Here is a 23,307-nt window from a genome sequence, read left to right as displayed (position 1 = left end):
CAATCAATTAGAATTAATACATAACAATTAAGAATAAAAGGCCAAATATAACACTTTTTACTATAATAGCTTAGCTACAGAAAAACATGGGTAAGACACTGCAAAAAAACAGCAACCAACAAACTGATAAAAAACAACTTTTTAAAAATAGAATTATTATAAATAGAAATAAAAAACAGTGAAAAGGCACTATCCTTTAGGATAATGCCTTTTAAATTTAATTTAATTTAAAATAGCAAACTTATTAAAGCGTAAACTAAAATAAAGCCCCTTAATTTATTAATTATCTTTAGTTATCAAAGTCGAACAACTCTCGCTTATAAATATACGTTTGTTGAACTTTAAAGCCTAATGGCTCATCACTCATTAATTTAATTTTGCCATCAACAACTTTTAAAGCTGGCCCTTCAACACCTTTGGGTACAAACGGTGCTTCCTGATTAATAATGCTAGGCCCAACTATTTTAAAGATACTCTCTCCATCGACATCCACATCAAAAAATAATTGTGCGGTGTCAGGTACATCAATCCCTGTTTCAAACTTCAATTGCTCATATGCCTTTGTCCCATAATGAAGGTGAAAGGCATACAAACCACCTGAGCCACTTGCTATAGAACATTGTGCAGCAGAACTACTCGAATCAGTTGGAGGTGTAAAACTTGTAAAATATGCAACACCGCCGATTACGGTACTAGCTGCAAGTGATTTTTCACCATCAAGTGGCAAGTTGTAATACCAGCCTTTAAATTGTGCCAATTCAATTTCTAGTTGTGTAAATTTTTCTACGTCATCTAAGCTATTACCAAAAGGATCAGAGTTCACATTCATCAAATCACTTTGATAAATCGTCTCTGGAACATCATCGCCCATAAATGACTGCGTAACTGTATTTATGTCTCTAATCATATATAACTGATCATTTGCTTTTTTAGATAACGGCTTAGCTCGGTTCCCACTTCCAAGTAATACTGCATCAAACGGGGTATCTATTCGTGTAATAGTCGATTTACCATTAATGTTTGTTTCAGTTACTTTGCTAAATAAACTGCGAGCAACAACTGGCTTATAAAAAAAGCGGCGATCTTGGCTTGCTGTTTTAGCACCTAAACTCGCTAACTTAAAATGAGTCCAAGGTTGTTTTGAGCTTTTCGGATTATCTGAGGGCATATCAACTCGCCATACATCACCACCTGTATCAGCTGCATATAACCGGTCTATATATCCATCGTAATCAGAATCAAGTAAGGTGATATCTGCCGCTATGCTGTGTTTGCCTTGAAAACCATTTTCATTCGGTGTTAAAGCCCATACTTTTTTCCCGGTCTCTGCATCAACAATGAAAATACCTCGGCCTTTAGAGTCCTCACTCAACGAGCTATTATCTTTATTAGTGTCGTACCCCGCCCCAAAAATTAGTACAGGGCGCTCTTCGTAGCCTTTCAACTTAATAAAAGCAATAGCAGGTTTTGACCAAGTTTGCCCAAGCTCTTTAAAATCCCCAGAGCCTCCAGCGATTGGTCCGCCCCCCCACATTAAATTAGGTGAATCTGGATTTGTGATATCAAGCGCGTAATATTCATTACCTCCTCGTCTGAGACCAAAAAATGTCCAAACGCGATCCGCATCATTAACTACGCCATCATTATTTTTATCATCAAAGAAAACAGAAATAGGCCCATCTACACCATAGACTTTTGTACTTCTCTGGTTATCTCTTAATGGTTTGATAATTTTATATAAACTTCTAGGTATGAATGCCCAGCTCTCTTTCAGTACGTCATTTTTATCTTGAAACATATGCAGGTAGCCCGCATTTGTACCTATTAGAATTCGAACATCATCATTGCCGTAGTCAATAGTTACGGGTTTTGAATGAAGAGGGTCACCGAAAACATCCTCGCGTGTATCTTCTGTTGATCCATCTTCGTTTTGGTCGTCAACATCACGTCCACGTGACCAATCAATTAGATCGAATACTTCATCTGGATCTGATTCAAATGCAACAGCTGCATTATATTTATTACCATAATGAAAGATGACTCGGTAATCTGTAAAAGGTAACATCCGACCATTGACATTGGTTTGCACTTTTCTATCTTTATTAGGAATGCTTGATTGCTTTGAAAGATAAAAGTTTACACCACCAAGCTTTACATCACTTCCATCTGCCGCTTCATTACTTGGTAGCCAAAAAGTTCTTGCGTCACTTTTAATTGAACCACTACTATCTAATGCTGTATTGCCTTTAGAATCAATGATCTTACTGCCAGAAACTTTTAATTTTTTTAAATTGCCACGCCAACGCGCATTTGTACTTGGGTAAAACATTGTATAATAAAGCGCATCTCTACTTCGCGTTTGATCTGTATTATTTGATGCTATTGATGGCGAAGAAAAGGTTCCCCCTTCTTCTCTTAAAGCAGCGAATGCTAACCTCAGAGCTTCAGAGAGTTCTTCTGGGTTAGTAGCAAGGATATAGCTTCCGCCACCTGCTTTAGCTGTTTCCTCTAGGTTTTTTTGCCCTCTCTCAGTTAAGCCATTACCAAATCCAATTGTATTAACGATACCGCGGTCGTGAACCTTTGACGTTTTAGGGTACAAATCTATCTCGATATCTTCTGTACCATGAATTATTCTTGCAAGCGGGGCTAAATAACTCTCACCGTTGAAATCATCCAGATATGTTGTTGCAGGCTCCGAGAAGTAATGTTGATGTAGTAACTCAATATTTTCATTTCTTTCATTATCATGTTGAGGTGAGCCATCACTTATCATCATAATATGAACATCATTGTTACATCTGGCGTTTTTTGTGAATGTTGAATCTAAAGGCGAAATGTATTTATCACCTTTTTCTGCAGTGGTATCACGCAGCTCAGCAGGAAATAGGGCACCAAAGTCAACTGTTTGCCCGGTCAAATATTGATAGGTCTCCCATAATGTTTCTGTAATGGGCGTACCACCAATTGCGCTATTATCCATAATTAATTCTTTTAATTTGCTGTGCTCAGTTCCCAATTTTGCTCTGACGTAACCACCATTACTAAATGGAGAAAAACGAATAAAACCAAATTCAACATCAGGGTTTTCATCAATTACTTGTATAAGAGATTTTTTAGCCGCTGCTATGCGGCTATCTGGGCATTCCATCCAGTAACCATCAACTGGGTGATAACATTTAACCCCTGTATTAGCAGACTGCATCATACTCCCAGAGGTATCTAGTACAAAAATAACGCGGGTTTTTTCATCAAGATCTTTGTCATAGTTAACAAATAGCTCGGTATCATCTGCATTTGACATAAATGCTATGACTATTGCACTGGTAAGGATAAATTTTTCTATTAAGCTAGATACTTTCATAATCGACTTCCTTCTTAACCACCAGTATTTAAACTCGCCATTTCTTGAGCAACACCTGTGCTTATTGTCAAAACATGAATACTTTTTCTACCGTAAGTAATAGTGCTATCGACTTGAATCATGTTGCATGACACCCCTGAAGTGAAGTTGTACTTTCGAGGGCAAGGCAAGTCCAAAGCGCCATTATTTAAGTTAGTCATAGTATTGGTTGTATCGCCTATGCTTCCCATATTAAAGCCCCCTTCAGGTATTTCTGCCGCTTTCATCAGAAAAGCACTATTACCGCCTTGTGCGGCCTCTGCAGCTATAACTTGCTGAACATTACCAAATAATTCATTTTCGGCGACTTCACGCTCTTGTACAGCGGTCGTTATTTTTATATCGATTGAGCTACTATTCATTAGAGTGACAGCAATACCTGTAACCGCAACCACCATGATCAACGCAACGATTAATACAACACCTTGTTGTTTTTTGGGTAGATTTACATACGCCATAAATTAGCCCCCACATTGTTCAGCCTAATAGTTGTTGTAAAAAGAGCCCGCCTATAATTGTCATTAAATGTCAGCACTCGACTGCTTGCGCCTTCTCCTAAGGTGTATTTTTGATTAGTTACCTGTAAATTTGCATCAGGCATCAGAGTTCTGGCTAATAAAAACACCTGTACCGTTAATATTCCCCGGCGATTTTCCCAATCGGTTTCTGTCATATCAGCAATACTTTTATAGGTATCTACGCGACTGTTATTCGTGGTATCCAGGCCAAATACAAAATGAAGGTTTTCAACCCCTTCCATGATAGTTTCTTTTCTCATGTCATCATTTACTGTTAGTCTCATTCGCTTTAACGCAGGGACTTTGACCCTTTTCTTGTTAAAAGTAAAAGTTTGCTCAGAAATGTAGTAGACATGATGTCGATAACGCCAAATTGTTGCATTACCATTAATTGAACCAGCAGCGATTGTCCCACGAGCGAAAAGCCCAAACTCTTGCTCTGCGACAAAATAAAAAGTGTCGCTGCGTGTTCGATTAGGTTGAATTTGTAGCCCTTCTAAAAATTTCACCTGTAAAATATCAGAGTTAGTTTTAGCATCATTAATACAACCTAAAGCATTGGCTGAACTCGCTTCTATTGCATAAACCGAGCGAAAGTTTGTATTTGCATTAGCATCTGGAAAGCTTGCATTGTTCAAACCAGCAGAGCAATCATTCCCTGGGTTACTCACTGAAGTTCTGTTAGTATTGTCACTTGAAAAGGAATCTTCGTAAAAGGTGCCCCAAAAGCCGATTTGCTCTATATCACGTTGCATGATATTTAATGCCAAACGTCCTGTTTCCTGTAATTCACCAATCGCCATGGTATCTTTTGTAGTTACTTTCATGCTGATATACGTAAACATCACGCCACCAAGAACCAAGCCACCAATAAATAAAGCGACCATCATCTCAACCAGCGTAAATCCATTATGCTTATTCATATCAAGACCTTAAATAAATATAACTATCAAGAACAACTAAACGGCGGCTATCATTTGCAGTACCACAGTCAACGTCACTATTCTCTTCACTGGCTGAAAACTCTTGCCTACCTTGCCAGCTGATGACAACTTGGATATTAAACTCATTTGCATTCCCCGCAGCGACTGGCGTGCTATTTATACAAACAGTTGCATCATCTAAAGCGCCAGTATTCTCTCGTGCTTTAATAGCACGTATCCATTGCTGCTTATCAAATGCTGCAATTTGCTGTGCAGAACATGCGGCATTAAAACATGGTTGCGTAGCACCAGCTGATGATTGGCTACTAAATTCTCCATTGTACAAACCAGCAAAGCCTGATGAATCATTAGCCCGCATACGCTGAAGAATATCATTTCCAAGTGCAATTGCAGCAGAGCGTTGTAGCGCATCAAAGCTTGCCTGCTTAGCTTTTGCTTGCAGGGCCACAGCGCCTAATAAACCAAAGCTTAAAATAACAAAGGCAATAAGTACTTCTATAAGGGTAAAGCCTTGCTGCTCAAAATGTTTAATCATGGTGAAGTTCATGGATACTTTTACATACAGTAAGAGTATTACGACACAAATAAATAACAATCTGTATATGGACGAGCGGTCAAAATGCGCGATAAACGGTACTTAACCTTACTCAAAGTTAGATAATGACTACTAACGGAAGAGGTTATTGAAGATGATATGCAGCAATGTAGATTTTTATTATTTACCCATTACAGCTTTAACATTTTTTAGCTCTCGGCGACTAACTGCCAAAGGCTCTTCAAACTGCTTCATCGTAACTGTATGCCCACCTGAAGATGGAGTATTAAGGCTAACAATATGTTGCTTATTTACAAGGGTATTTCGATGAATTCTAAGTAGCTGCAGCGGATAGCTTTGCTCTAGTTGCTTTAAACTTTGCTCAACAAGTGCCTCACCTTCAAAAAACACTACTCGGGTATATTTTTGCTCTGCGATACAGCAAACCACATCATCTACATTAACTCGTCGTATTACACCTGCAAGTTGATAACTAATGTAGTTATTTTCGGGGGCGGTTACTTGAGTACGGTTTAATTTACTCAGTTGCGTCATTGCTTTGGTTAATGCCTGCTCAGACACAGGTTTAACTAGATAGCCATCAACAGCGAGCTCAAATGCAGTTAGAGCATGTTCTGAATGGGCCGTTAAAAACATAACTGCAGGCGGGATCGAAAACTGTTTTAGCTCTGCAGCCACCTCAAGGCCGGACTGCTTAGGCATATTAATATCAAGCATCACTAAATCGGGCTGTAGTTGCTTACAAAGTTCAATTGCTTGCTCACCATTACTTGCTTCACCAACAATAGTGCAACCCTCATTTGCAGCTAATAAACGTTTTATACGTGCCCTTGCTAGTGGTTCATCATCAGCAATCAAAACTTTTATCATGCATTCCTCTGCTTTGGTATTACCAGCTTCACTCTAAATACATCATCACGAATTGTGGTCGTCAGCTGTGCTTTTTGTTGATAGAAAAGCGCCAAACGTTGGCGGATATTATCCAGTGCCATCCCATTTCCTGTTCGTGAGTTATTCACTTCTGCAGCTACAGGATTCGTTATAATAAAGGTATAAGCTTTATCCGATTGATGCATTTCAACAGAAATATTGCCTTGTTCTGCTGGCTCGACGCCATAAAATACAGCATTTTCAATAATCGGCTGTATTGTTAAACACGGTATATCAATGTCTGGCAACTCACCAAGCAATTTCCAGCTTAATGCTAGGCGTTCGCCATAGCGCCAACGCTCAAGGGCTACATACTGTTGGCACAAAGTAATTTCGTCAACAAGCTTTATGGCTTTACCACTGCGCATAGCAGCCTGTGACAGCGCCGCCAGCGCTAAAATTGCTTGTTCAGCCGCGTCAGCATCATAATGTGTCAGCTCAGCTGCAGTGTTCAAACTATTAAACAAAAAGTGGGGGCGAATTCTTGCTTGTAAGGCATCAAGCTCAGCCTGCGCTAACGCTTTCGTTTGTTGCTCTTTCTGATTATGAATAAGCAGGAATTGGCTGAACAACGCGGTGACCAAAAATATGATCAGTAAATTACTGACAATAAAATTAGCTCTCGACTCCATAGCGAACACATCTGAAAACACGAACAAAAACAGCCAGCTAAAAACAGACGTTAATGCCAGTAAAGTGGATATCAGAATAAATAACTGCTTTGAATGTGACAGTTTTGTAAGTAAGGCCCGGCACACATATAGCAACGACAAGCTTGAAAGAAAGACAAGATGTAAAAAACAGCTAAATATAGCAAGGCGTAACCAAACATCACCTAAACTCATGGGTGAGAAGGCGAGCAAAATAGCAATGACTTGGCTGACGATCAGTGTAGCAAGGACACCACGAGATTGAAAAAGAGCCGCAATCAGCAAGCCGTTTGAATTTGGCTGTTTGCTCATGGGCTCCTCTTTTAACTGTTGACTACTATTTGCTTAGATTAGCGTAGCTCAACAGGAACGGCAAATACTATGTTCTCTTCTTCACCAGGATTTTCAACAACTTGATTGCCACCCAATTCTTTTAGACGAGCAATTACTTGTTGAACTAAAACTTCTGGTGCAGATGCACCTGCAGTCACACCCACTGCATTGACACTGTTGAACCAATCCGCTTCAACATTACTCGCATCATCAATTAAATAAGCAGTGGTGCCCATTTTGTCAGCAAGTTCTCGTAAACGATTTGAGTTAGAGCTATTTTTAGCCCCTACTACAAGCAGAACATCCACTTTATCTGCTAAATCTCGAACTGCATCTTGACGGTTCTGCGTGGCATAACAAATGTCATCTTTACGCGGGCCATCAATCGCCGGAAACTTAGTACGAAGTGCATCAATCACATCTGCCGTATCATCTACAGATAACGTCGTTTGGCTACAGTAAAACAGGTTTTCAGGGTTTTTAACCGTTAAGCCTGCAACATCTTCAGGAGTTTCTACTAAGTAAATACCACCCGCTTCGTTGTCGTACTGCCCCATTGTGCCTTCTACTTCAGGATGGCCATGGTGACCAATTAACACGCATTCAGTGCCTTTACGGCTTGCGCGTGTTACTTCCATATGCACTTTTGTTACCAGTGGGCACGTGGCATCGAACACTTTAAGGTCGCGACGTTTTGCTTCATTGCGGACAGCTTGCGAAACACCATGTGCGCTGAAGATAACAATGCTGTCGTCAGGAACCTGATCTAGCTCTTCAACAAACACGGCACCGCGATTTTTTAAGCCATCAACAACATATCGGTTGTGAACGACTTCATGGCGCACATAAATTGGCTTTTCAAAGATATCCAGTGCACGCTCCACAATACTAATTGCACGGTCTACACCTGCGCAAAAGCCACGTGGATTCGCTAATAAAATGTCCATTAGCCTGTTACCTCTAAAATATCAACTTCAAAGGTTAAGCGCTGCCCTGCAAGAGGGTGGTTAAAGTCAATCGTGACTGAGTCACCTTGAACTTCACGAACAAGACCCGGAAGCTCTGTGCCATCTGGTTGAGTAAAGGCAATAATATTACCTACTTCAGCTGGAGTATCTGCACCAAACTTGCTGCGATCAACATAATAAATGTTATCTGGATTCGGCTGACCAAATGCATCTTCTGGCTCTAATGCAAATGACTTACTGTCACCAGCCGCTAAACCGAGTAAACATTTTTCAAAGTTTGCTGTCAGGCTACCATCACCCATTCGCAATTTTGCAGGTTTATTATGTACCTTGGTTGAATCGGCTGCTGAGCCATCTTCTAACTTAATTGAGAAATGAAAGATCACTTCAGAGTTTTCACCAATTACAGCTTGGCTCATGCTTGTTGCTCCTTAGGACTTTCGCCTGTGAAGGCATCAAATAAAAGTAATGCGGCACCGATACAAATTGCACAATCGGCAATATTAAAAACAGGAAAGTGCCAGTTTTCGTAATATACATGCAGGAAGTCAATGACATAGCCATAAGCGATGCGGTCGTATAAGTTGCCAATCGCACCGGCTAATACTAACGCATAAGCAGAACATAATACTTTGTTAGACGCTGGCAAACGTTTCAACCACCACACTAAAAGCACACTGATCGACACTGCAATTAAACTAAAGAACCAACGCTGCCAGCCACCTGAATCACTTAAAAAGCTGAAGGCTGCACCATAGTTATGTACATAAGTGAAATTAAAGAACGGCAGAATATCAATCGACTCTTTGTAGGCCATGGTGCTAACGACTAGTGATTTTGTCGCATAGTCTACTACCAAAAGTAGTAGACTAAGCCATAACCAAACCAAGCCACTTTTTCCGGCTAGTTTGCTCACAAACAACTCCTATGCGAACTGACGCTGTTCACCATCGCCATCAACATTGCTTACACAACGGCCACAGATCTCAGGGTGAGCAGGATCAGCACCTACATCATCACAGTAGTGCCAACAACGCTCACATTTTTCAGCGGTTGTTGCAGTAACTTTAATGTATAAGCCATCAATTTCTGTAGCTTGTGTATCTTCTGGCTGTGCTGTCACAGTTTCAACGGTTACGCCTGACGTTAATAGTACAAAGCGCAGTTCATCACCTAATGCAGCTAATTTCGCGCTTAGCTCTTCACCTGCATAGATGCTTACGTTTGCTTGTAATGTAGCACCAATAACTTCTTCTTTACGAGCAGCTTCTAGTACACGGTTTACTTCATCACGCACGTTAAGGATTGTTAACCAATCATCGTTGCTGAATTTACCTTGTGAAGAGGCTTGCAAGCCATCGTACCACACTGAAGTGAATACAAATTTGTCACGCTCACCTGGTAATGCTTCCCAGATTTCTTGCGCGGTGAAGCTTAAGATCGGTGCCATCCAACGCGTCATTGCTTCAGCAATATGGTAAAGCGCAGTTTGACATGAACGACGCGCATGGCTGTCGCTTTTCGCTGTGTATTGACGATCTTTGATTACGTCTAGGTAGAACGAACCAAGCTCACCAGTACAGAAGTTCATTAGCTTTTGCGTTACAAGTAGCATTTGATACTTGTCGTAAGCCGCTAAGATTTCATCTTGAAGTTCAGCTGCACGGCCCACAATCCAACGGTCAAGCTCAACCATGTCTTCAATAGCAACTTGATCAGTTTTTGGATCAAAACCATTTAAGTTCGCAAGTAAGTAACGGCTCGTGTTACGAATACGACGATAACGATCTGCTGAACGTTTAAAGATTTCATCAGATACAGTCATTTCAGCTGTAAAATCAGTTGATGCAACCCATAAACGTAAGATGTCAGCACCTAGCTTGTTCATCACGTTTTGTGGCGAAATTACATTGCCTAATGATTTAGACATCTTGCGGCCATTTTCATCAACCGTGAAACCATGTGTTAGCACTTGCTTATATGGCGCATGACCATTGATAGCAACCGATGTCATCATTGAAGACATAAACCAACCACGGTGTTGATCAGAACCTTCTAAGTAAAGATCTGCAGGACCGGTTAAATCTTCACGTGCATCAACCACACATGCGTGAGTCACACCTGAGTCAAACCATACATCCAGCGTATCTTGTACTTTCATGTATTGCTCAGCGTCATCGCCAAGTAAAGTAGCTGGGTCTAAGTCATACCAAGCTTGAATACCTGATTTTTCAACCAGCTTCGCAGCTTCTTCAATTAGCTCTTCGGTATTCGGATGAAGCGCACCTGTGTCTTTATCAACGAATAATGCAATTGGCACACCCCATGTACGTTGACGTGAAATACACCAATCAGGACGGCCTTCAACCATGTTTGCAATGCGGCTCTCGCCCCACTCAGGTAACCACTCCGTCTTTTTGATTTCGTTTAATGAATCTTGACGAAGGTTAGCTTGGTCCATACTTACGAACCACTGTGGCGTAGCACGGAAAATAATAGGTGTTTTATGACGCCAGCAATGTGGGTAGCTGTGCGTAAGCGCATGATGATGCAATAACGCATTGTTTTCAGTTAATACGTCAATAACGCTCGCATTCGCTTTAAATACGTGCTGACCTGCAAACATTGGTGTGTCAGGTAAGTAAACACCGTTAGCACCAACCGGATTAGCTACTTCTAAACCATAAGCAAGACCTGCCGCGAAATCCTCTTGACCATGACCAGGTGCAGTATGAACAACACCAGTACCAGAATCAGTCGTTACGTGATCGGCAACAATCACAGGCACTGTGAAGTCATAGAATGGGTGAGCAACCTGTAAGTTCTCAAGTGCGGCACCTTTTACATAACCGAGTACGTGGTAATGTTTGAAGCCATAACGGTCCATAGCATCTTTAACTAGCTCAGAACCTAAAATTAGACGTTGCTGTGCACCTTCATCATCAATTTGAACAAGGGCATATTCAAGCTTTTCGTGAACTGCTACTGCACGGTTAGCTGGTAAAGTCCAAGGTGTTGTCGTCCAGATAACTGTACTAACTGCACCTGTACCTTCATGGCCTTCAGCAAGTTCAAACGCATTGATTACAGTATCTTGCTCAGCGAATACAAAACGCACATCGATTGCTGGAGACTGTTTATCTTGGTATTCAACTTCCGCTTCAGCAAGTGCTGAACCACAATCTGTACACCAATGAACAGGCTTAGCACCTTTGTGTAAGTGACCATTTTTAATGATGCGACCAAGTACGCGAATTGCATTCGCTTCAAAGTCAAAGTTCATTGTTAAGTAAGGCTTGTCCCAGTCACCAAATACACCAAGACGTTTAAAGTCTGTTTTTTGACCTTCGACTTGTTTTTTTGCGTATGCGCGACATTTTTCACGGAACTCAGCAGCAGACACCTTAACGCCTGGCTTGCCTACTTTCTTTTCAACCATTAATTCAATTGGTAAACCGTGACAGTCCCAACCTGGCACGTAAGGTGCGTCGAAGTCAGACAAAGTTTTTGACTTAACAATAATATCTTTAAGAATTTTGTTTACCGAGTGGCCTAAATGGATATCACCGTTTGCATACGGAGGACCGTCATGCAAAATGAAGGTTTTTTTACCTTTTTTAGCGCTGCGAATTTGACCGTAAAGATCGTCTTCATACCATGTCTTAAGCATCTTTGGTTCACGTTGTGCCAAATTGCCGCGCATTGGAAACGCTGTTTCCGGTAAATTCAAAGTATGTTTGTAGTCGCTCATTAATCCTACTTTCCGTATCGGCTACCTAATTTAAACCAAAACACTGCTTAGCGGCGGTTACATCATCTGCAATCTGCGCCGTCAGTTGTGTTAATGTCTCGAATTTTTTCTCATCGCGAAGCTTTTTAATTAGCTCCACGTGCATAAATTGTCCGTAAATGTCTTGCGCAAAGTCGAAAAGATGGACTTCTAACAATGCGCGTGTTCCATTAAATGTGGGTTTGTTGCCAATATTTGCAACCCCATATAATTCTTTATCACCAACTTTAGCTCGTACCGCAAATACCCCATTTACAGGGCATACTTGGCGTTTTAGTGCTATGTTGGCAGTTCTGAACCCTAATTCACGACCTTTCGCCCAGCCATGAATTACACGTCCAGAAATCGCATAACCATGACCTAACATGGTTTTTGCATCTTCTAATTGCCCTGCAGCAAGCGCATGGCGAATAAGGGTACTACTGACTCTATCATTGAGTCTGCGAAAACTTGCAGTACTTTTCACATCCATGTTCAGCTCAGTGCCCATGGTTTTCAGTAACGCAAAATCGCCACGACGACGTTTGCCAAAACAAAAGTCATCACCAACAGTTAATGCTTTAACGCCTAGCTTTTCAACCAGTACTTGGCTGACAAACTGTTCTGCTTCCATGTTGGCAAATTGCTGATTGAAGCTAATGCAAATCACTCGCTCTACGCCTAATTTAGCAAGCAAACTGAGCTTATCACGTAGTCGCGTTAAACGCGCGGGTGCATTATCTTTAGCAAAAAACTCTTGTGGCTGAGGCTCAAATAACATCACGGTACTTGGCAATTGATGCTTTTCTGCGTCTTGCAACAAGCCTTTAATCACTTCTGCATGACCTAAGTGCACGCCATCAAAATTACCAATGGTCAACACACAGCCATAATGCTGCGCGCGAATATTGTGAATACCTCTAATTAACTCCATGCCACCTTTTTGCCTTTATCAGCGAGCCCAAAACATTGATATCGGGCTTGAAGGGCCGATTATAATCTTTTTTTTAGTTTGATTCAGTAGTTGCAACACTTTTTATCGTATTTAGTCGCACACCTAAAATAAATAAGGCCGCAAAGTAAACAAAAACCGCCAGCACTAATAACCCACTCAACAGCAACACTTGCTCAGTAAAGTGCCATGTTTTCCACGTAAATTGCTGGCCAACATACCATACTGAAGCAGCCATTAATAAACTTGAAAACAAACACTTAAAGGTGAAGCCCAGACTCATCGTAGAAAACTGATAAACGCCTTCTTTACGTAATTGATGATACAACAAATAGGCATTACAACTGGCCGACATCGCAGTTGCTAATGCTAAACCCAAATAGCCAATAAATGGAGCCAACATAATGTTAAACACCATATTTAACACCAGTGTTTTAATGCCTATTTTTACCGGAGTTTTAGTATCTTGACGTGAATAAAAACCTGGAGCTAACACCTTGATTAACATAAAGCTAACCAGTCCCACTGAGTAGGCCATCACACCGTAACTTACCGCCTTTACATGATCAATTTCACCATTTTGAAACGCACCATGATCAAATAAAACCGTAATAATGAGCGGGCTTATCACCATTAAACCAAACATGGCCGGCAAGCCTAAGAAAATAACAAATCTCACCCCCCAGTCGAGGGTTAGTTGGAAATCTTTTGTGCTTTTGGTGCTATGTAGCTTAGACAATGCGGGCAGTATGACCGTTGCTATACCGATACCAAATAAGCCAAGAGGAAACTCAATTAAACGATCTGAGTAGTAAAGCCACGCGATAGAGCCGGTCATCAACATCGAGGCGATCATGGTGTCGAGTAACAGGTTTATTTGACTGATAGACACGCCAAACAAGGCCGGTAGCATAAGTTTTCGGACTTTCTTAACGTTTTCATCTTGCCAGCCCCATTTAGGGCGGCTCAACATGCGGGCACGATACAAAAATGGCAACTGGAACAATAACTGTACTAAGCCCCCTACAAACACGCCGATGGCAAGCGCGTATGCCCCCACCGAAAATTTATCGTGTAGAAAAACAGCACACGTGATAATTGATACATTCAACAGCACAGGGGTAAATGCCGCAACAGCAAAGCGATTATATACGTTCATAACCGCACCACTTAGAGCAACCAAACTCACGAAAAATAAATAAGGGAAAGTCAGTTTTAACAGTGCACTAGCAAGTACGAACTTTTCGGCATTTTCGCCTCCTTGCCACCAGTCGATAAACCAGCCAGTGCCAAATAAAGCAGCTATGACTGGAGAGGCAACCACCCCAAACAAGGTAACGATTAATAAAATAGTACCTAGGGTACCAGCTGCTTGAGCCACAAACAGCCTGACTTTATCATCGCCTTGTTGCTCTTTTATCTCAGATAAAACCGGCACAAAAGCTTGGGCAAAGGCTCCTTCGGCAAACAAACGTCTTAAAAAGTTAGGAATTCGATTGGCAAATAAAAACACATCCGCAGCAGCACTGGCACCTAGCAGATTTGCCACAACAGCATCTCGTACTAACCCTAAAATACGCGAGATCATCGTCATTGCACTAACAATCATCCCAGAACGAAATAATCCTTTTGCCACCTTAAACCCATTATAAAAAAACTTCTAAGATGGGCGATTATGCCTAAAATATCCTTAAAGCACTAGGCTCGAACCCGACCCTTTGTTACAATAGCGATATTAACTGCTAAAGCGGCAAATTGATGTTCGTTATAAGGAGCAGTTTTTCTTGAGATGTCAAAATTTCGTTGACATTCATGATAAAAACAGGCATATTCCACGGCCTTTAAATTAAGCTTATTTTAAGATTGTTAGGAGCAAACCTTGGCTAACATCAAGTCTGCAAAAAAACGCGCTATTACGAGCGAAAAAAATCGTCAACATAACGCAAGCCGTCGTTCAATGATGCGTACTTACTTCAAAAAAGTAGTTACTGCTATTGAAGCGGGCGACAAAGAAGCTGCACAAGCGGCATTCGCTGTTGCAACACCTATCCTAGACCGTTACGCAACTAAAGGTCTAATCCACAAGAACAAAGCAGCTCGTCATAAGAGCCGTTTAGCAGCTAAAATCAAAGCGCTATAATTTGTTTTTGATGAATATGAAAAAACCGGCTTTTGCCGGTTTTTTTTTACCTGTAATTTAATTAGGCACTTTCTAAATGCCCAATAATTAATTAGCTAGACAATTTCGAGCTCTGGGTAGAACTTTTTCAGCATAGCGGCAATCTTCTTAGGCGTGAAAGGTTTTACTACAAACCCTTTAGCGCCCTTCTCAATCGCTTCTTTAACGTTTTCTACTGTTGAATGGGCTGAAACCATTACTACGTTTGCTTCAGGCGAAATTTCGTTGATTTGCGAGATAATCTCTTTACCATCCCCATCGGGTAATTCAATATCTAAAAAGATAATATTGAATTCTTTTTCTTTACATGCGCTTAAACACTGCGCGGCCGTAGAAGCCTCACGCACATTGTCGATACCTAGGTGCATTAATGTTTGATTTAAAAAACTGCGAACCGTGCCTACGTCGTCCACAATAAGAATTGAAAGCTGCGTATCCATACTATTCCTCTTAACTATGAAGATAAACACTCATTGCACTTAAGAGTGTAACGCATTTAAGCTATAAGTGATTTGAATTTGACTATTATATCAAAAACTTCGTTATAATCTCATTATAGAGACCTATATTAAAAAGGCCAGATAAGCTTTATGTCTAATAAAATAAAAAAACAATCTTTGCTTGGTAAAACCCCCGAACGAAAAAAACCAACACAAGCAAAGCGCCAAAGACCAGCCCCCCAACAACAAGCACGCGCACAAGCTGCGCAGCAAAGTGCACCTGAAATTGAGCTTAAAAAAAGCAAAACACGCTGGTATGCGCTCGCAGCAGTTGTATTAATTCTGCTAATTACGCCCAAACCTGTGTTAATCACTTATGAAAAGCTAGGTATGGTCTCGCAAAGTGTATTTTGGCCAGGGGTTTTTGGTTATGGTGCAAACTTATTTGATTCAACCCTCAGCCCCCGTGCAGACCTAAGCCGCAACATTATTTACTTGTGCCAGGATAAGCGCAAACCAGATACTTGCCAGAAGTATCGCGTGACAGAGCAAAGTGGTTTTTTTGCTGCCATGAAAAAGCTAATAATGGATTAAAAAATCTAATCCGAAAATTTAAAATTACTTGGTTGAAAGCTGTGTAAAAGATCACCATAATGGCGCTCCTTTTTCAACACAGACACGATCAGATACGACCATGCTAAACGAGCTAGATTGGCTTTTAAACTTAACGTTACTTGCACTAGGACTAGGTGCATTTTTTATTAACCAGCTTACATTACTGCGTTTTGCAGCGATTAGCGCGTGTAGTTTATTATTTTTATCGTTTAGTTTAGATCTGATGTCATCAAGCGTTATCTCAAATATGAGCTTGGTGTTGATCAACACATTTTATTTATTCAAGGTCTACACATTTGGCCAATTGAATATCAATCAAGGTTAATCTTCTCCTAAGATAAATTGATAGAATAGGCTATCCCATCTATCAGCTTTTATGCCCAAGCAGCCCCCTGCTTGGGCTTTTTTTTACTTACAAAATGATTGAACTGAGATACCATATAGATTATTTGGAGGTACCTTATGTCATTAAACGACTTCGACTTATTTCTCTCATCAATGGAAGACGTAAAACCTCTTAAGCATGACACTGTTCAGTTTGATTCTACGAAACAGGGCCCTTCTTTAGCGCAACAAGAAAAACGTAAAGCAGCTGAGTGTGATTTAGCAATTGATGAAAACTATTTACGTACTGAATTCGTTGAGCTATTAGATCCTCATGCCATATTGGCATTTAAAAAAGATGGCGTACAAGGCCAAGTATATAAAAATCTGCGTTTAGCTAAATATCAACTCGATGCCACGCTTGATTTGCATGGCCAGCCTCTTCAACGAGCGCGCAGTACGCTTTTTAATTTTATTGATGACTGCCATAAACGAAATATTCGTGTCGTACTAATTCGCCATGGTATTGGTATCAAAAATAAATCACAGCCGGGTATTTTAAAGAGCTATACCAATAAGTGGCTGCAAGAAATTCCAGCGGTTTTAGCCTTTCATAGCGCCCTTAAGCATCATGGTGGTAGCGGTGCGACGTATGTGATGATTAAAAAGTCAGACGAGAAGAAACACGAGAACAGAGAAATCCATTCAAAAAGAAGTTGATAGAATAAGTGATTGAAGTGCAGCACAAAAACATGCTGCACATATTAACTATGATTGGTTGGTTATGATTGGCTAACTTCAATAGCCTGAGCTGGCTGCTCCGACGCATTCGCTTGATTAAACCATGCTGAAACACCAAGAACGATTACTGACACTACGACTAGACTAAATTTAGCTCCACCTTGATTAGATTTCATAACGCCTCTTTTTTATTGTTGTTTTTTTATTGAGCAACAACAGAATAGCAAAGTTACAGATGTTAACAAGGTGTATATTAAACTAATTTGTAATGTGTCAATAACCTTTTGTTCTATCAACCTGATTTATTAGATTTTTACCTTCAATTAATCTTTTGACATTACCCGCAATTTGCAAAGTCACAGTCTCTAAATCTGACAATGCAGCACAGTGAGGTGTTAAGGTCACCTTTTCATGAGACCAGTAAGCATGCGACTTAGGTAAAGGCTCTTCGCTGAACACATCAAGGGTAGCGCCTCGTAATTGCTCACTATCAAGTGCTTCAAGCAAGTCTTCATCGACAACATGCTTACCTCTGGCAACATTAATAAGCACCGCATGATTTTGCAATTTACTTAGCAGTGATTTGTTAATGATACCCTGAGTGTGTTGGTTAAGTGGCAACAAGCACACGAGATAATCAATTTGACCAAGCATGTCATCTAACCCCTGCTGTGTGTAATAGGTACTTACTTCAGCATCGTGTTTTTCACTATTAGACCAAGCACTCACTCTAAAGCCATTTGCGAGTAAACGCTTAGCACAGGCTTTACCTAGTTCACCATAACCCAAAATACCCACATGTTGATGTGAATACGCTCGCTTTGGCTTCCAAGTACTGGCTGATTGTTTTAAATAATATTCTTTGAGTCTCAGCTTGTGTGCCAACACATGGGTCAACACGTACTCTGCCATATCATTTGCAAGATTATCATCAACAATTCTAACAACGGGGACGTGCGCCGCTATCTTCGTTAAGTCGATGCTATCAACGCCTGCACCAAATGAAGAAACTGCTTTTAAATTTACCAGCTTAGGCCATAAATCAGCAGGGGCATTCCAAGCCAGTACAAACTCTACAGCTTCGTAGTCGGTGCATTCAGACCAAAGCTGCACGTCAACCTCTGGTAATAACGCTTGTAATCGAGCAATTAATTGGCTGCAATCTCGGCCTGTTACAGCTACAAGTAAAATCATTGTCTTCTCCATTTTGCCTCGTACTCGAAGCGCTCTTTAAAAAGTCACACAACTGCAACCTAACTGTCACAGCGAACTCTTACCCTAATCTCATCGCTGAAAGCGTTTATGTTTGAGGTTTGTATGATCAGTGTTGATAAAGTAATAGAAGCAAATTTACCACAGTTAGAAAATTCACCAAAAGTAAAAGGCTTAGTAAAGAAAGGTCTGGGTTATTTATTACATGAGCAAGAGTTTGTTGCCTTTGGTGATGCATACCCACATTTACAAGGACTTGAGTTTGTAGAGCAAGTACTTGATGAGCTAGACTTTGACACGCGCTACAAGCCAAAGCAAATGGAACATATTCCTAGTGAAGGTAATGTCGTTATTGTTGCTAACCACCCTATCGGCTCTCTTGATGCATTAGCGCTGATAAAAGTCTTATCAAGTGTGCGCCCCGACTTAAAAGTCGTTGCAAACCGCATGCTGATGTCAATCACTCCGATGCACTCGTTACTCCTTCCCGTTGATAACCTCTCTGGTACAAGTAAAAAGAAAGAACTTGCTAATATCCAAAAGCATTTAAAATCAGACGGTGCGTTATTAATCTTTCCTGCAGGTGAGGTGTCACGCTTAAGTCCAACGGGCATTAAAGACTGTAAATGGAATACTGGCTTTTTGCGTATGGCAAAGAAAGCCAACGCACCTATTTTGCCAATTTACATTAAAGCGAAAAACAGCCCATTATTCTACGGCACCTCAATGATCTACAAACCCTTAGCCAGTTTGTTGTTAGTCAAAGAGATGTTCAAACAGCGACAAAAATCATTAGAGTTTGAAATTGGCGCTTCCATCCCACCTGAGTCATATTTAATCGAGAATTTAAAAGACAAAGAAATAGCTCAGCTGATAAGAAAGCAGTTGTATCGACTTATCACTAAAAAGCCTCTGCCCTTAAAAACACAAACCCCTATTGCCAGTCCAGAAGCAACGAAAGACCTTAAAAAAGCCATCGAAGAGTGTGAGCTATTAGGTGAAACCTCTGATGGTATGAAAATTTACTTATACCAATACTGTGGTAGCTCACCAATTTTCCGTGAACTAGGACGACTACGTGAAATTGCGTTTCGGGCAGTCGGTGAAGGCAGTGGCAAACGCCGAGATATAGATAAATACGACATGGATTATCAACACCTTGTACTGTGGGATGCTAAGCAACTTGAACTAGTCGGCGCATACCGACTTGCCTGCGCACAAGACATTATAGAAAAACATGGCCGCAAAGGTTTATATACCGACAGTCTATTTAGCTACAGCGGTGATATGGCGCCGTATTTTGAAAAGGGCATTGAGCTTGGTCGCAGCTTTGTGCAACCCAAATACTGGGGCAGAAAGAGCCTAGATTATTTGTGGTTTGGCATTGGCGCATTTGTGAGCCGCTACCCGCAATACCGCTATTTGTTTGGCGCAGTCAGCGTGTCTAACGCGCTCCCCGAGCAAGCTAAATCGCTACTTGTTCACTATTACCAACATTATTATGGTGCAAAACAAGTGTTAGCTATCCCCAATAATGAATATCGCCATACCGAATCACAAAAAGAACAATGTGCTCAGTTATTTGCTGGGGATGATATTAAAGAAGACTTTGTTGAACTTAAGCATGTACTTGCCAATATCGGCGCGCAAGTCCCAACCCTATTTAAACAATACACAGAGCTTTGCGAGCCAGGAGGTGTGCAGTTTTTAAGTTTTAGCATCGACCCTGAGTTTAATAACTGCATTGATGGTTTAGTGCTTGTCGACTTAGATAAAGTGAAAGCGACTAAGGCCAAACGATACTTAGGACAGACACGCGAATAGTCGTTATAAAATAGCTAAAAAAGTCGGCATGCTCGCCGACTTTTTTCTTTTTAATTAAAGATATTTCTAAGTGCAGCTAAATATATTTGCTCAATAGTTTTTAAATCTGCGATAGGAACATGCTCATTAACTTGATGAATGGTATGGTTTCGCACCCCACATTCAATCACTTGTGTGTGCTCATTAGCAAAAAAGCGGCCATCTGATGTGCCACCACTGGTACTTAGCATAGGGAAGCTGCCAGTTACTTCATGCACGGCTTGTTCAAGCTGCTGCAATAAGCAATTGCTTGCTTGATGCAGGGTATAAAATGATTCACACGGGCGTTCCCAAACAAGCGTTAGCTGCGATGCTAGATCTGCCAATGCAAACTGAATTTCTTCTTTAACGTCTTTACTTTTGTAGCCATGACTATAACGTACGTTAAACGTGAGCTCACACTGAGCAGGAACAAGATTATCTACCACATTGGCAATATTAATTCCGGTCACTTGCAGTGTTGTAGCCGAACTAGCTTCATCTTTGTGCCAGCTAATTGCCGTTAGGCGCTTCACTACCTCTGCACTTAAATGCGCTGCGTTTATAGTGTTTGCTGGATAGGCAACATGCCCAGCTTTACCTTGAATAGATAATCGAGCAGACAATGCTCCCCTTCTGCCATTTTTAATGGTATCACCCACATGCAAATGACTCGTCGGCTCGCCTACTAAGCAACCATCAAGTACAACACCTTGTTTGGCTAACCGCTCAGCAATCAATAAGGAGCCGTATTCAGCCTCGCCCTCTTCATCTGAGGTTATTAACCAGTAAAATGTGCCGCGTTTATTGCTATTTTGCGCTAAAAAACGTTTTGTTGCGCAAAGCATAGCTGCAACACCGCCTTTCATATCTGCTGCGCCACGGCCATAGACACTGCCATCGACTATCTCGCCACTAAAAGGTTCAACTCGCCAATCACCTTCTGCAGCAGGGACCACATCAATATGGCCAGAAAAAGCAACGATAGGGCCTTCACCAAAGGTGATTTTAGCAATTAAATTAGTAACATGATTAAAGCCAAATACTTCACAGTCAAAGCCGAGCTGGCTTAAGTTACCTTCAAGCCAATCAATTGCACCCGCTTGAGCAGGCGTTACCGATTTAAATCGGAGCAAGGTTTGTAATGTTTCTACCACATCTGATTGCACCGAGAAGTGGGTTGCTAACTCTGCATTTGATATCAAACTCATAATAACCCTAGTCAGTTAGAAAGCTTAGGTTATTACAACGAGAGTTTATGACCGCAGTGTGAAACTTAAATTAATGATTTCCTTCTTCGATGAGGGTTTCTTGGGTTACCTTGGCAATATCTTTGTCTTCTTTGGTTAATTGTGTTCGTTGCCAACGACCAGCTGCGAACCAAAGATAAGTAATGATCGCCACAAGCACATTTGTAATAGCAAAGGAATACCAAATTCCCTGCGGTCCAAGTGAGGTATGCTTAGACAAAATATACGCTGCAGGAAATTGAATAACACATTGCGAAAGTAGTGACACAACCATTGCATTAAGCATGTTTCCTGAAGCCCTAAATGCAGCAACCACACAAAGCTGCACGCCTATTCCGCCCCAAGTTAAACACATAACGCGAATGAACTCTGCGCCACCAGCAATCACAGACTCATCATCAGGAATGAAAAAAGCCACAAAGTATTCAGCAAACAGATAAGCTACAACGCCCACTAAAGTTAGGCCTAGTAACCCCCACAGCGAGGCTAAACGTGTTATTTGTGCTGCACGCTGTGGATTTCTTGCCCCCATGTTTTGACCAACCAAGGTTGAAACAGCCATTGAAAGACCCATTGCAGGGATCATCACCATTTGTAAAATATTAGAACCAACACCATAAGAGGCAATGGTGTGTGTACCAAAGCTGGCAACCAAAAACGACATAATGATTAAGCCAAAGGCTCGCGCAGAAAGTTCAACCGAGCCAGGAGCCCCTAAAAAGAAGGCTTGTTTCATATATTGCCAGTCTGGTTTAAAGCTTGAGAGTTTAAGTTGGATGCCGTGGCGGCCTCGCAAAAACACCCATACCCCGATTGCAGCCGCTAAGCTTTGCGTGATTAGTGTGGCTAGTGCAGCCCCCATTACGCCAAATCCAGCAAAGTCACCAAAACCAAAAATCAGTAAAGGGTCGAGCACAAAATTGAGTAATACAGTAGCGCTTACAATATAAAGCGGTACCTTGGTTTGCCCTATGCCACGCATTAAGGCTTGAAACATGGCATAAATAAATACAAACACAACGCCAATAAAAGATACATGCATAAATTTAAGCGCATCACCAAACACTTGATCTTCAACACCTAATAAAGTCAAAAAGTAAGGAGAAAGCACATAGCCTATTAAACCAAGTATGGTTGCGGTAATTGTCACCATTAACATAGTTTGTGCAGCAACATGGTTTACCTTATCTTGCTGACCAGCTCCCATGTATTGAGCGGATAAAATAGCGCCCGCCATTGCCAAACCAGAGCCAATAGCAATCACCAAAAAGGTAACTGGCATACTGACAGAAACGGCAGCCACTTGTTCTGCCCCTAAGCGCCCTACCCAAAATGCATCGGTCAACTGATAAGCAGACTGCAAAATATTGATTAAGATGATCGGGATACCTAATTTAAGTAACGCTTTTGAAATCGAGCCATGAAGAAATAAGTGCTGCGGATCAGCCATGAAAAACACCTAATAAGCAAATAACACTGTTAGTTTACCAGCCGCAACTGAATATAGAGTCAATAAGAGTCAATCTTTTTTTTGCTGTACCTGTTTAAAAACTTAATCTAAATCAATAAATGGCTTCACTTAGTTCAAACATTTTTGAAACTTTGATCTAGAACAGGTTTTGTCCGCTTCAAGTTAGTAATAATAGCCTCAACCAAATAAGACAAGTAGTTCGCGGAGAAC

At 41.0% G+C, this 23,307-nt stretch carries 22 protein-coding genes; 5 read left to right on the top strand and 17 right to left on the bottom strand.

All coding sequences use genetic code 11. The annotated features are described in order from the left end of the window. Window positions 1–289 precede the first annotated feature (289 nt). The 12 genes from NFU46_RS05840 to murJ all read right to left on the bottom strand — a co-directional run bounded on the left by NFU46_RS05840 (window position 290) and on the right by murJ (window position 14,659). Window positions 290–3,364 carry a PilC/PilY family type IV pilus protein gene (locus NFU46_RS05840; RefSeq protein ID WP_251600543.1) on the bottom strand — a complete coding sequence of 1,025 codons (3,075 nt, stop codon included), beginning with the start codon at window positions 3,362–3,364 and terminating at the stop codon, window positions 290–292. Between the two features lie 14 nt (window positions 3,365–3,378). Further along, window positions 3,379–3,861 carry a pilus assembly protein PilX gene (locus tag NFU46_RS05835; protein WP_251600540.1) on the bottom strand — a complete coding sequence of 161 codons (483 nt, stop codon included), beginning with the start codon at window positions 3,859–3,861 and terminating at the stop codon, window positions 3,379–3,381. Further along, the gene (locus tag NFU46_RS05830) at window positions 3,849–4,844 is read right to left on the bottom strand and encodes a PilW family protein (protein WP_251600537.1); all 996 of its coding nucleotides are present in this window, start codon (window positions 4,842–4,844) and stop codon (window positions 3,849–3,851) included. Before NFU46_RS05830 ends, NFU46_RS05835 begins: the two co-directional genes overlap by 13 nt. A gap of 1 nt (window position 4,845) precedes the next feature. Further along, window positions 4,846–5,400, bottom strand: a complete 555-nt coding sequence (pilV, locus tag NFU46_RS05825; RefSeq protein ID WP_251600534.1) for a type IV pilus modification protein PilV — start codon at window positions 5,398–5,400, stop codon at window positions 4,846–4,848. A 180-nt stretch (window positions 5,401–5,580) separates the two neighbouring features. Next, a complete protein-coding gene (locus tag NFU46_RS05820; protein WP_220095046.1) occupies window positions 5,581–6,291 on the bottom strand; it encodes a LytTR family DNA-binding domain-containing protein in 711 nt (236 codons plus the stop codon). Then, window positions 6,288–7,313 carry a sensor histidine kinase gene (locus tag NFU46_RS05815; RefSeq protein ID WP_251600531.1) on the bottom strand — a complete coding sequence of 342 codons (1,026 nt, stop codon included), beginning with the start codon at window positions 7,311–7,313 and terminating at the stop codon, window positions 6,288–6,290. The genes NFU46_RS05820 and NFU46_RS05815 overlap by 4 nt, the downstream gene beginning before the upstream one ends. A 38-nt stretch (window positions 7,314–7,351) precedes the next feature. After that, entirely contained in the window at window positions 7,352–8,281 is a 930-nt protein-coding gene (ispH, locus tag NFU46_RS05810; RefSeq protein WP_251600528.1) for a 4-hydroxy-3-methylbut-2-enyl diphosphate reductase, read from the bottom strand. Then, complete coding sequence (fkpB, locus tag NFU46_RS05805; protein ID WP_055020954.1) at window positions 8,281–8,721, bottom strand: FKBP-type peptidyl-prolyl cis-trans isomerase; 441 nt, start codon at window positions 8,719–8,721, stop codon at window positions 8,281–8,283. The genes ispH and fkpB overlap by 1 nt, the downstream gene beginning before the upstream one ends. Further along, entirely contained in the window at window positions 8,718–9,218 is a 501-nt protein-coding gene (gene lspA / locus NFU46_RS05800) for a signal peptidase II (protein ID WP_251600525.1), read from the bottom strand. Before lspA ends, fkpB begins: the two co-directional genes overlap by 4 nt. Window positions 9,219–9,227: 9 nt before the next feature. Next, window positions 9,228–12,053: an isoleucine--tRNA ligase gene (gene ileS / locus NFU46_RS05795; protein ID WP_251600522.1), complete on the bottom strand. Its 2,826-nt coding sequence runs from the start codon at window positions 12,051–12,053 to the stop codon at window positions 9,228–9,230. A 25-nt stretch (window positions 12,054–12,078) separates the two neighbouring features. Beyond that, a complete protein-coding gene (ribF, locus tag NFU46_RS05790; RefSeq protein ID WP_054561912.1) occupies window positions 12,079–13,005 on the bottom strand; it encodes a bifunctional riboflavin kinase/FAD synthetase in 927 nt (308 codons plus the stop codon). Window positions 13,006–13,078: 73 nt separating this feature from the next. Further along, entirely contained in the window at window positions 13,079–14,659 is a 1,581-nt protein-coding gene (murJ, locus tag NFU46_RS05785; RefSeq protein WP_285835530.1) for a murein biosynthesis integral membrane protein MurJ, read from the bottom strand. Between the two features lie 243 nt (window positions 14,660–14,902). On the opposite strand from murJ, the gene rpsT reads away from it, so the two are divergent. Beyond that, window positions 14,903–15,163, top strand: coding sequence for a 30S ribosomal protein S20 (gene rpsT, locus NFU46_RS05780; protein WP_054561913.1), 261 nt, complete (start codon window positions 14,903–14,905; stop codon window positions 15,161–15,163). Between the two features lie 95 nt (window positions 15,164–15,258). Here rpsT and NFU46_RS05775 read toward each other — a convergent pair whose 3' ends face one another. After that, the gene (locus NFU46_RS05775; protein WP_054561914.1) at window positions 15,259–15,642 is read right to left on the bottom strand and encodes a response regulator; all 384 of its coding nucleotides are present in this window, start codon (window positions 15,640–15,642) and stop codon (window positions 15,259–15,261) included. 150 nt (window positions 15,643–15,792) lie between these two features. Between NFU46_RS05775 and NFU46_RS05770 the strand changes: the two genes are divergently transcribed. The 3 genes from NFU46_RS05770 (at window position 15,793) to smrA (ending at window position 17,301) form a co-directional block, all read left to right on the top strand. Then, window positions 15,793–16,236, top strand: a complete 444-nt coding sequence (locus NFU46_RS05770; protein ID WP_251600520.1) for a hypothetical protein — start codon at window positions 15,793–15,795, stop codon at window positions 16,234–16,236. A gap of 100 nt (window positions 16,237–16,336) precedes the next feature. After that, window positions 16,337–16,582, top strand: coding sequence for a hypothetical protein (locus NFU46_RS05765; RefSeq protein ID WP_054551958.1), 246 nt, complete (start codon window positions 16,337–16,339; stop codon window positions 16,580–16,582). A gap of 137 nt (window positions 16,583–16,719) precedes the next feature. Further along, window positions 16,720–17,301 (top strand): DNA endonuclease SmrA, encoded by a 582-nt coding sequence (gene smrA / locus NFU46_RS05760; protein WP_054561916.1) that lies wholly within the window; start codon window positions 16,720–16,722, stop codon window positions 17,299–17,301. Between the two features lie 62 nt (window positions 17,302–17,363). On the opposite strand, the gene NFU46_RS20450 is transcribed toward smrA, so the two are convergent. Both NFU46_RS20450 and NFU46_RS05755 read right to left on the bottom strand, forming a co-directional pair. Next, the gene (locus tag NFU46_RS20450) at window positions 17,364–17,498 is read right to left on the bottom strand and encodes a hypothetical protein (RefSeq protein WP_258535966.1); all 135 of its coding nucleotides are present in this window, start codon (window positions 17,496–17,498) and stop codon (window positions 17,364–17,366) included. Between the two features lie 97 nt (window positions 17,499–17,595). Further along, window positions 17,596–18,516: a glyoxylate/hydroxypyruvate reductase A gene (locus tag NFU46_RS05755; RefSeq protein WP_175082044.1), complete on the bottom strand. Its 921-nt coding sequence runs from the start codon at window positions 18,514–18,516 to the stop codon at window positions 17,596–17,598. A gap of 123 nt (window positions 18,517–18,639) precedes the next feature. Here NFU46_RS05755 and NFU46_RS05750 point away from each other — a divergent pair, with 123 nt between their 5' ends. After that, window positions 18,640–20,358, top strand: coding sequence for a lysophospholipid acyltransferase family protein (locus NFU46_RS05750; RefSeq protein WP_130166992.1), 1,719 nt, complete (start codon window positions 18,640–18,642; stop codon window positions 20,356–20,358). Window positions 20,359–20,408: 50 nt separating this feature from the next. On the opposite strand, the gene dapE is transcribed toward NFU46_RS05750, so the two are convergent. Together dapE and NFU46_RS05740 are read right to left on the bottom strand one after the other, a co-directional pair. Next, the gene (dapE, locus tag NFU46_RS05745) at window positions 20,409–21,587 is read right to left on the bottom strand and encodes a succinyl-diaminopimelate desuccinylase (RefSeq protein ID WP_130166991.1); all 1,179 of its coding nucleotides are present in this window, start codon (window positions 21,585–21,587) and stop codon (window positions 20,409–20,411) included. A gap of 70 nt (window positions 21,588–21,657) precedes the next feature. Further along, window positions 21,658–23,076, bottom strand: coding sequence for an MATE family efflux transporter (locus NFU46_RS05740; protein WP_130166990.1), 1,419 nt, complete (start codon window positions 23,074–23,076; stop codon window positions 21,658–21,660). Between the last annotated feature and the right edge of the window lie 231 nt (window positions 23,077–23,307).

Source organism: Pseudoalteromonas sp. NCCP-2140 (genome assembly GCF_023708065.1).
Classification (GTDB): Bacteria; Pseudomonadota; Gammaproteobacteria; order Enterobacterales; family Alteromonadaceae; genus Pseudoalteromonas.
The sequence above is the reverse complement of the archived record's forward strand: the minus strand, read 5'-3'. Positions and strand labels throughout refer to the sequence as shown.

Coding starts and splice junctions, on each gene's coding strand:
- NFU46_RS05840 (WP_251600543.1), bottom strand. CDS start 3,364: ATGAAAGTATCTAGCTTAATAGAAAAATTTATCCTTACCAGTGCAATA.
- NFU46_RS05835 (WP_251600540.1), bottom strand. CDS start 3,861: ATGGCGTATGTAAATCTACCCAAAAAACAACAAGGTGTTGTATTAATC.
- NFU46_RS05830 (WP_251600537.1), bottom strand. CDS start 4,844: ATGAATAAGCATAATGGATTTACGCTGGTTGAGATGATGGTCGCTTTA.
- pilV (WP_251600534.1), bottom strand. CDS start 5,400: ATGATTAAACATTTTGAGCAGCAAGGCTTTACCCTTATAGAAGTACTT.
- NFU46_RS05820 (WP_220095046.1), bottom strand. CDS start 6,291: ATGATAAAAGTTTTGATTGCTGATGATGAACCACTAGCAAGGGCACGT.
- NFU46_RS05815 (WP_251600531.1), bottom strand. CDS start 7,313: ATGAGCAAACAGCCAAATTCAAACGGCTTGCTGATTGCGGCTCTTTTT.
- ispH (WP_251600528.1), bottom strand. CDS start 8,281: ATGGACATTTTATTAGCGAATCCACGTGGCTTTTGCGCAGGTGTAGAC.
- fkpB (WP_055020954.1), bottom strand. CDS start 8,721: ATGAGCCAAGCTGTAATTGGTGAAAACTCTGAAGTGATCTTTCATTTC.
- ileS (WP_251600522.1), bottom strand. CDS start 12,053: ATGAGCGACTACAAACATACTTTGAATTTACCGGAAACAGCGTTTCCA.
- ribF (WP_054561912.1), bottom strand. CDS start 13,005: ATGGAGTTAATTAGAGGTATTCACAATATTCGCGCGCAGCATTATGGC.
- NFU46_RS05775 (WP_054561914.1), bottom strand. CDS start 15,642: ATGGATACGCAGCTTTCAATTCTTATTGTGGACGACGTAGGCACGGTT.
- NFU46_RS05770 (WP_251600520.1), top strand. CDS start 15,793: ATGTCTAATAAAATAAAAAAACAATCTTTGCTTGGTAAAACCCCCGAA.
- NFU46_RS05765 (WP_054551958.1), top strand. CDS start 16,337: ATGCTAAACGAGCTAGATTGGCTTTTAAACTTAACGTTACTTGCACTA.
- smrA (WP_054561916.1), top strand. CDS start 16,720: ATGTCATTAAACGACTTCGACTTATTTCTCTCATCAATGGAAGACGTA.
- NFU46_RS20450 (WP_258535966.1), bottom strand. CDS start 17,498: ATGAAATCTAATCAAGGTGGAGCTAAATTTAGTCTAGTCGTAGTGTCA.
- NFU46_RS05755 (WP_175082044.1), bottom strand. CDS start 18,516: ATGATTTTACTTGTAGCTGTAACAGGCCGAGATTGCAGCCAATTAATT.
- NFU46_RS05750 (WP_130166992.1), top strand. CDS start 18,640: ATGATCAGTGTTGATAAAGTAATAGAAGCAAATTTACCACAGTTAGAA.
- dapE (WP_130166991.1), bottom strand. CDS start 21,587: ATGAGTTTGATATCAAATGCAGAGTTAGCAACCCACTTCTCGGTGCAA.
- NFU46_RS05740 (WP_130166990.1), bottom strand. CDS start 23,076: ATGGCTGATCCGCAGCACTTATTTCTTCATGGCTCGATTTCAAAAGCG.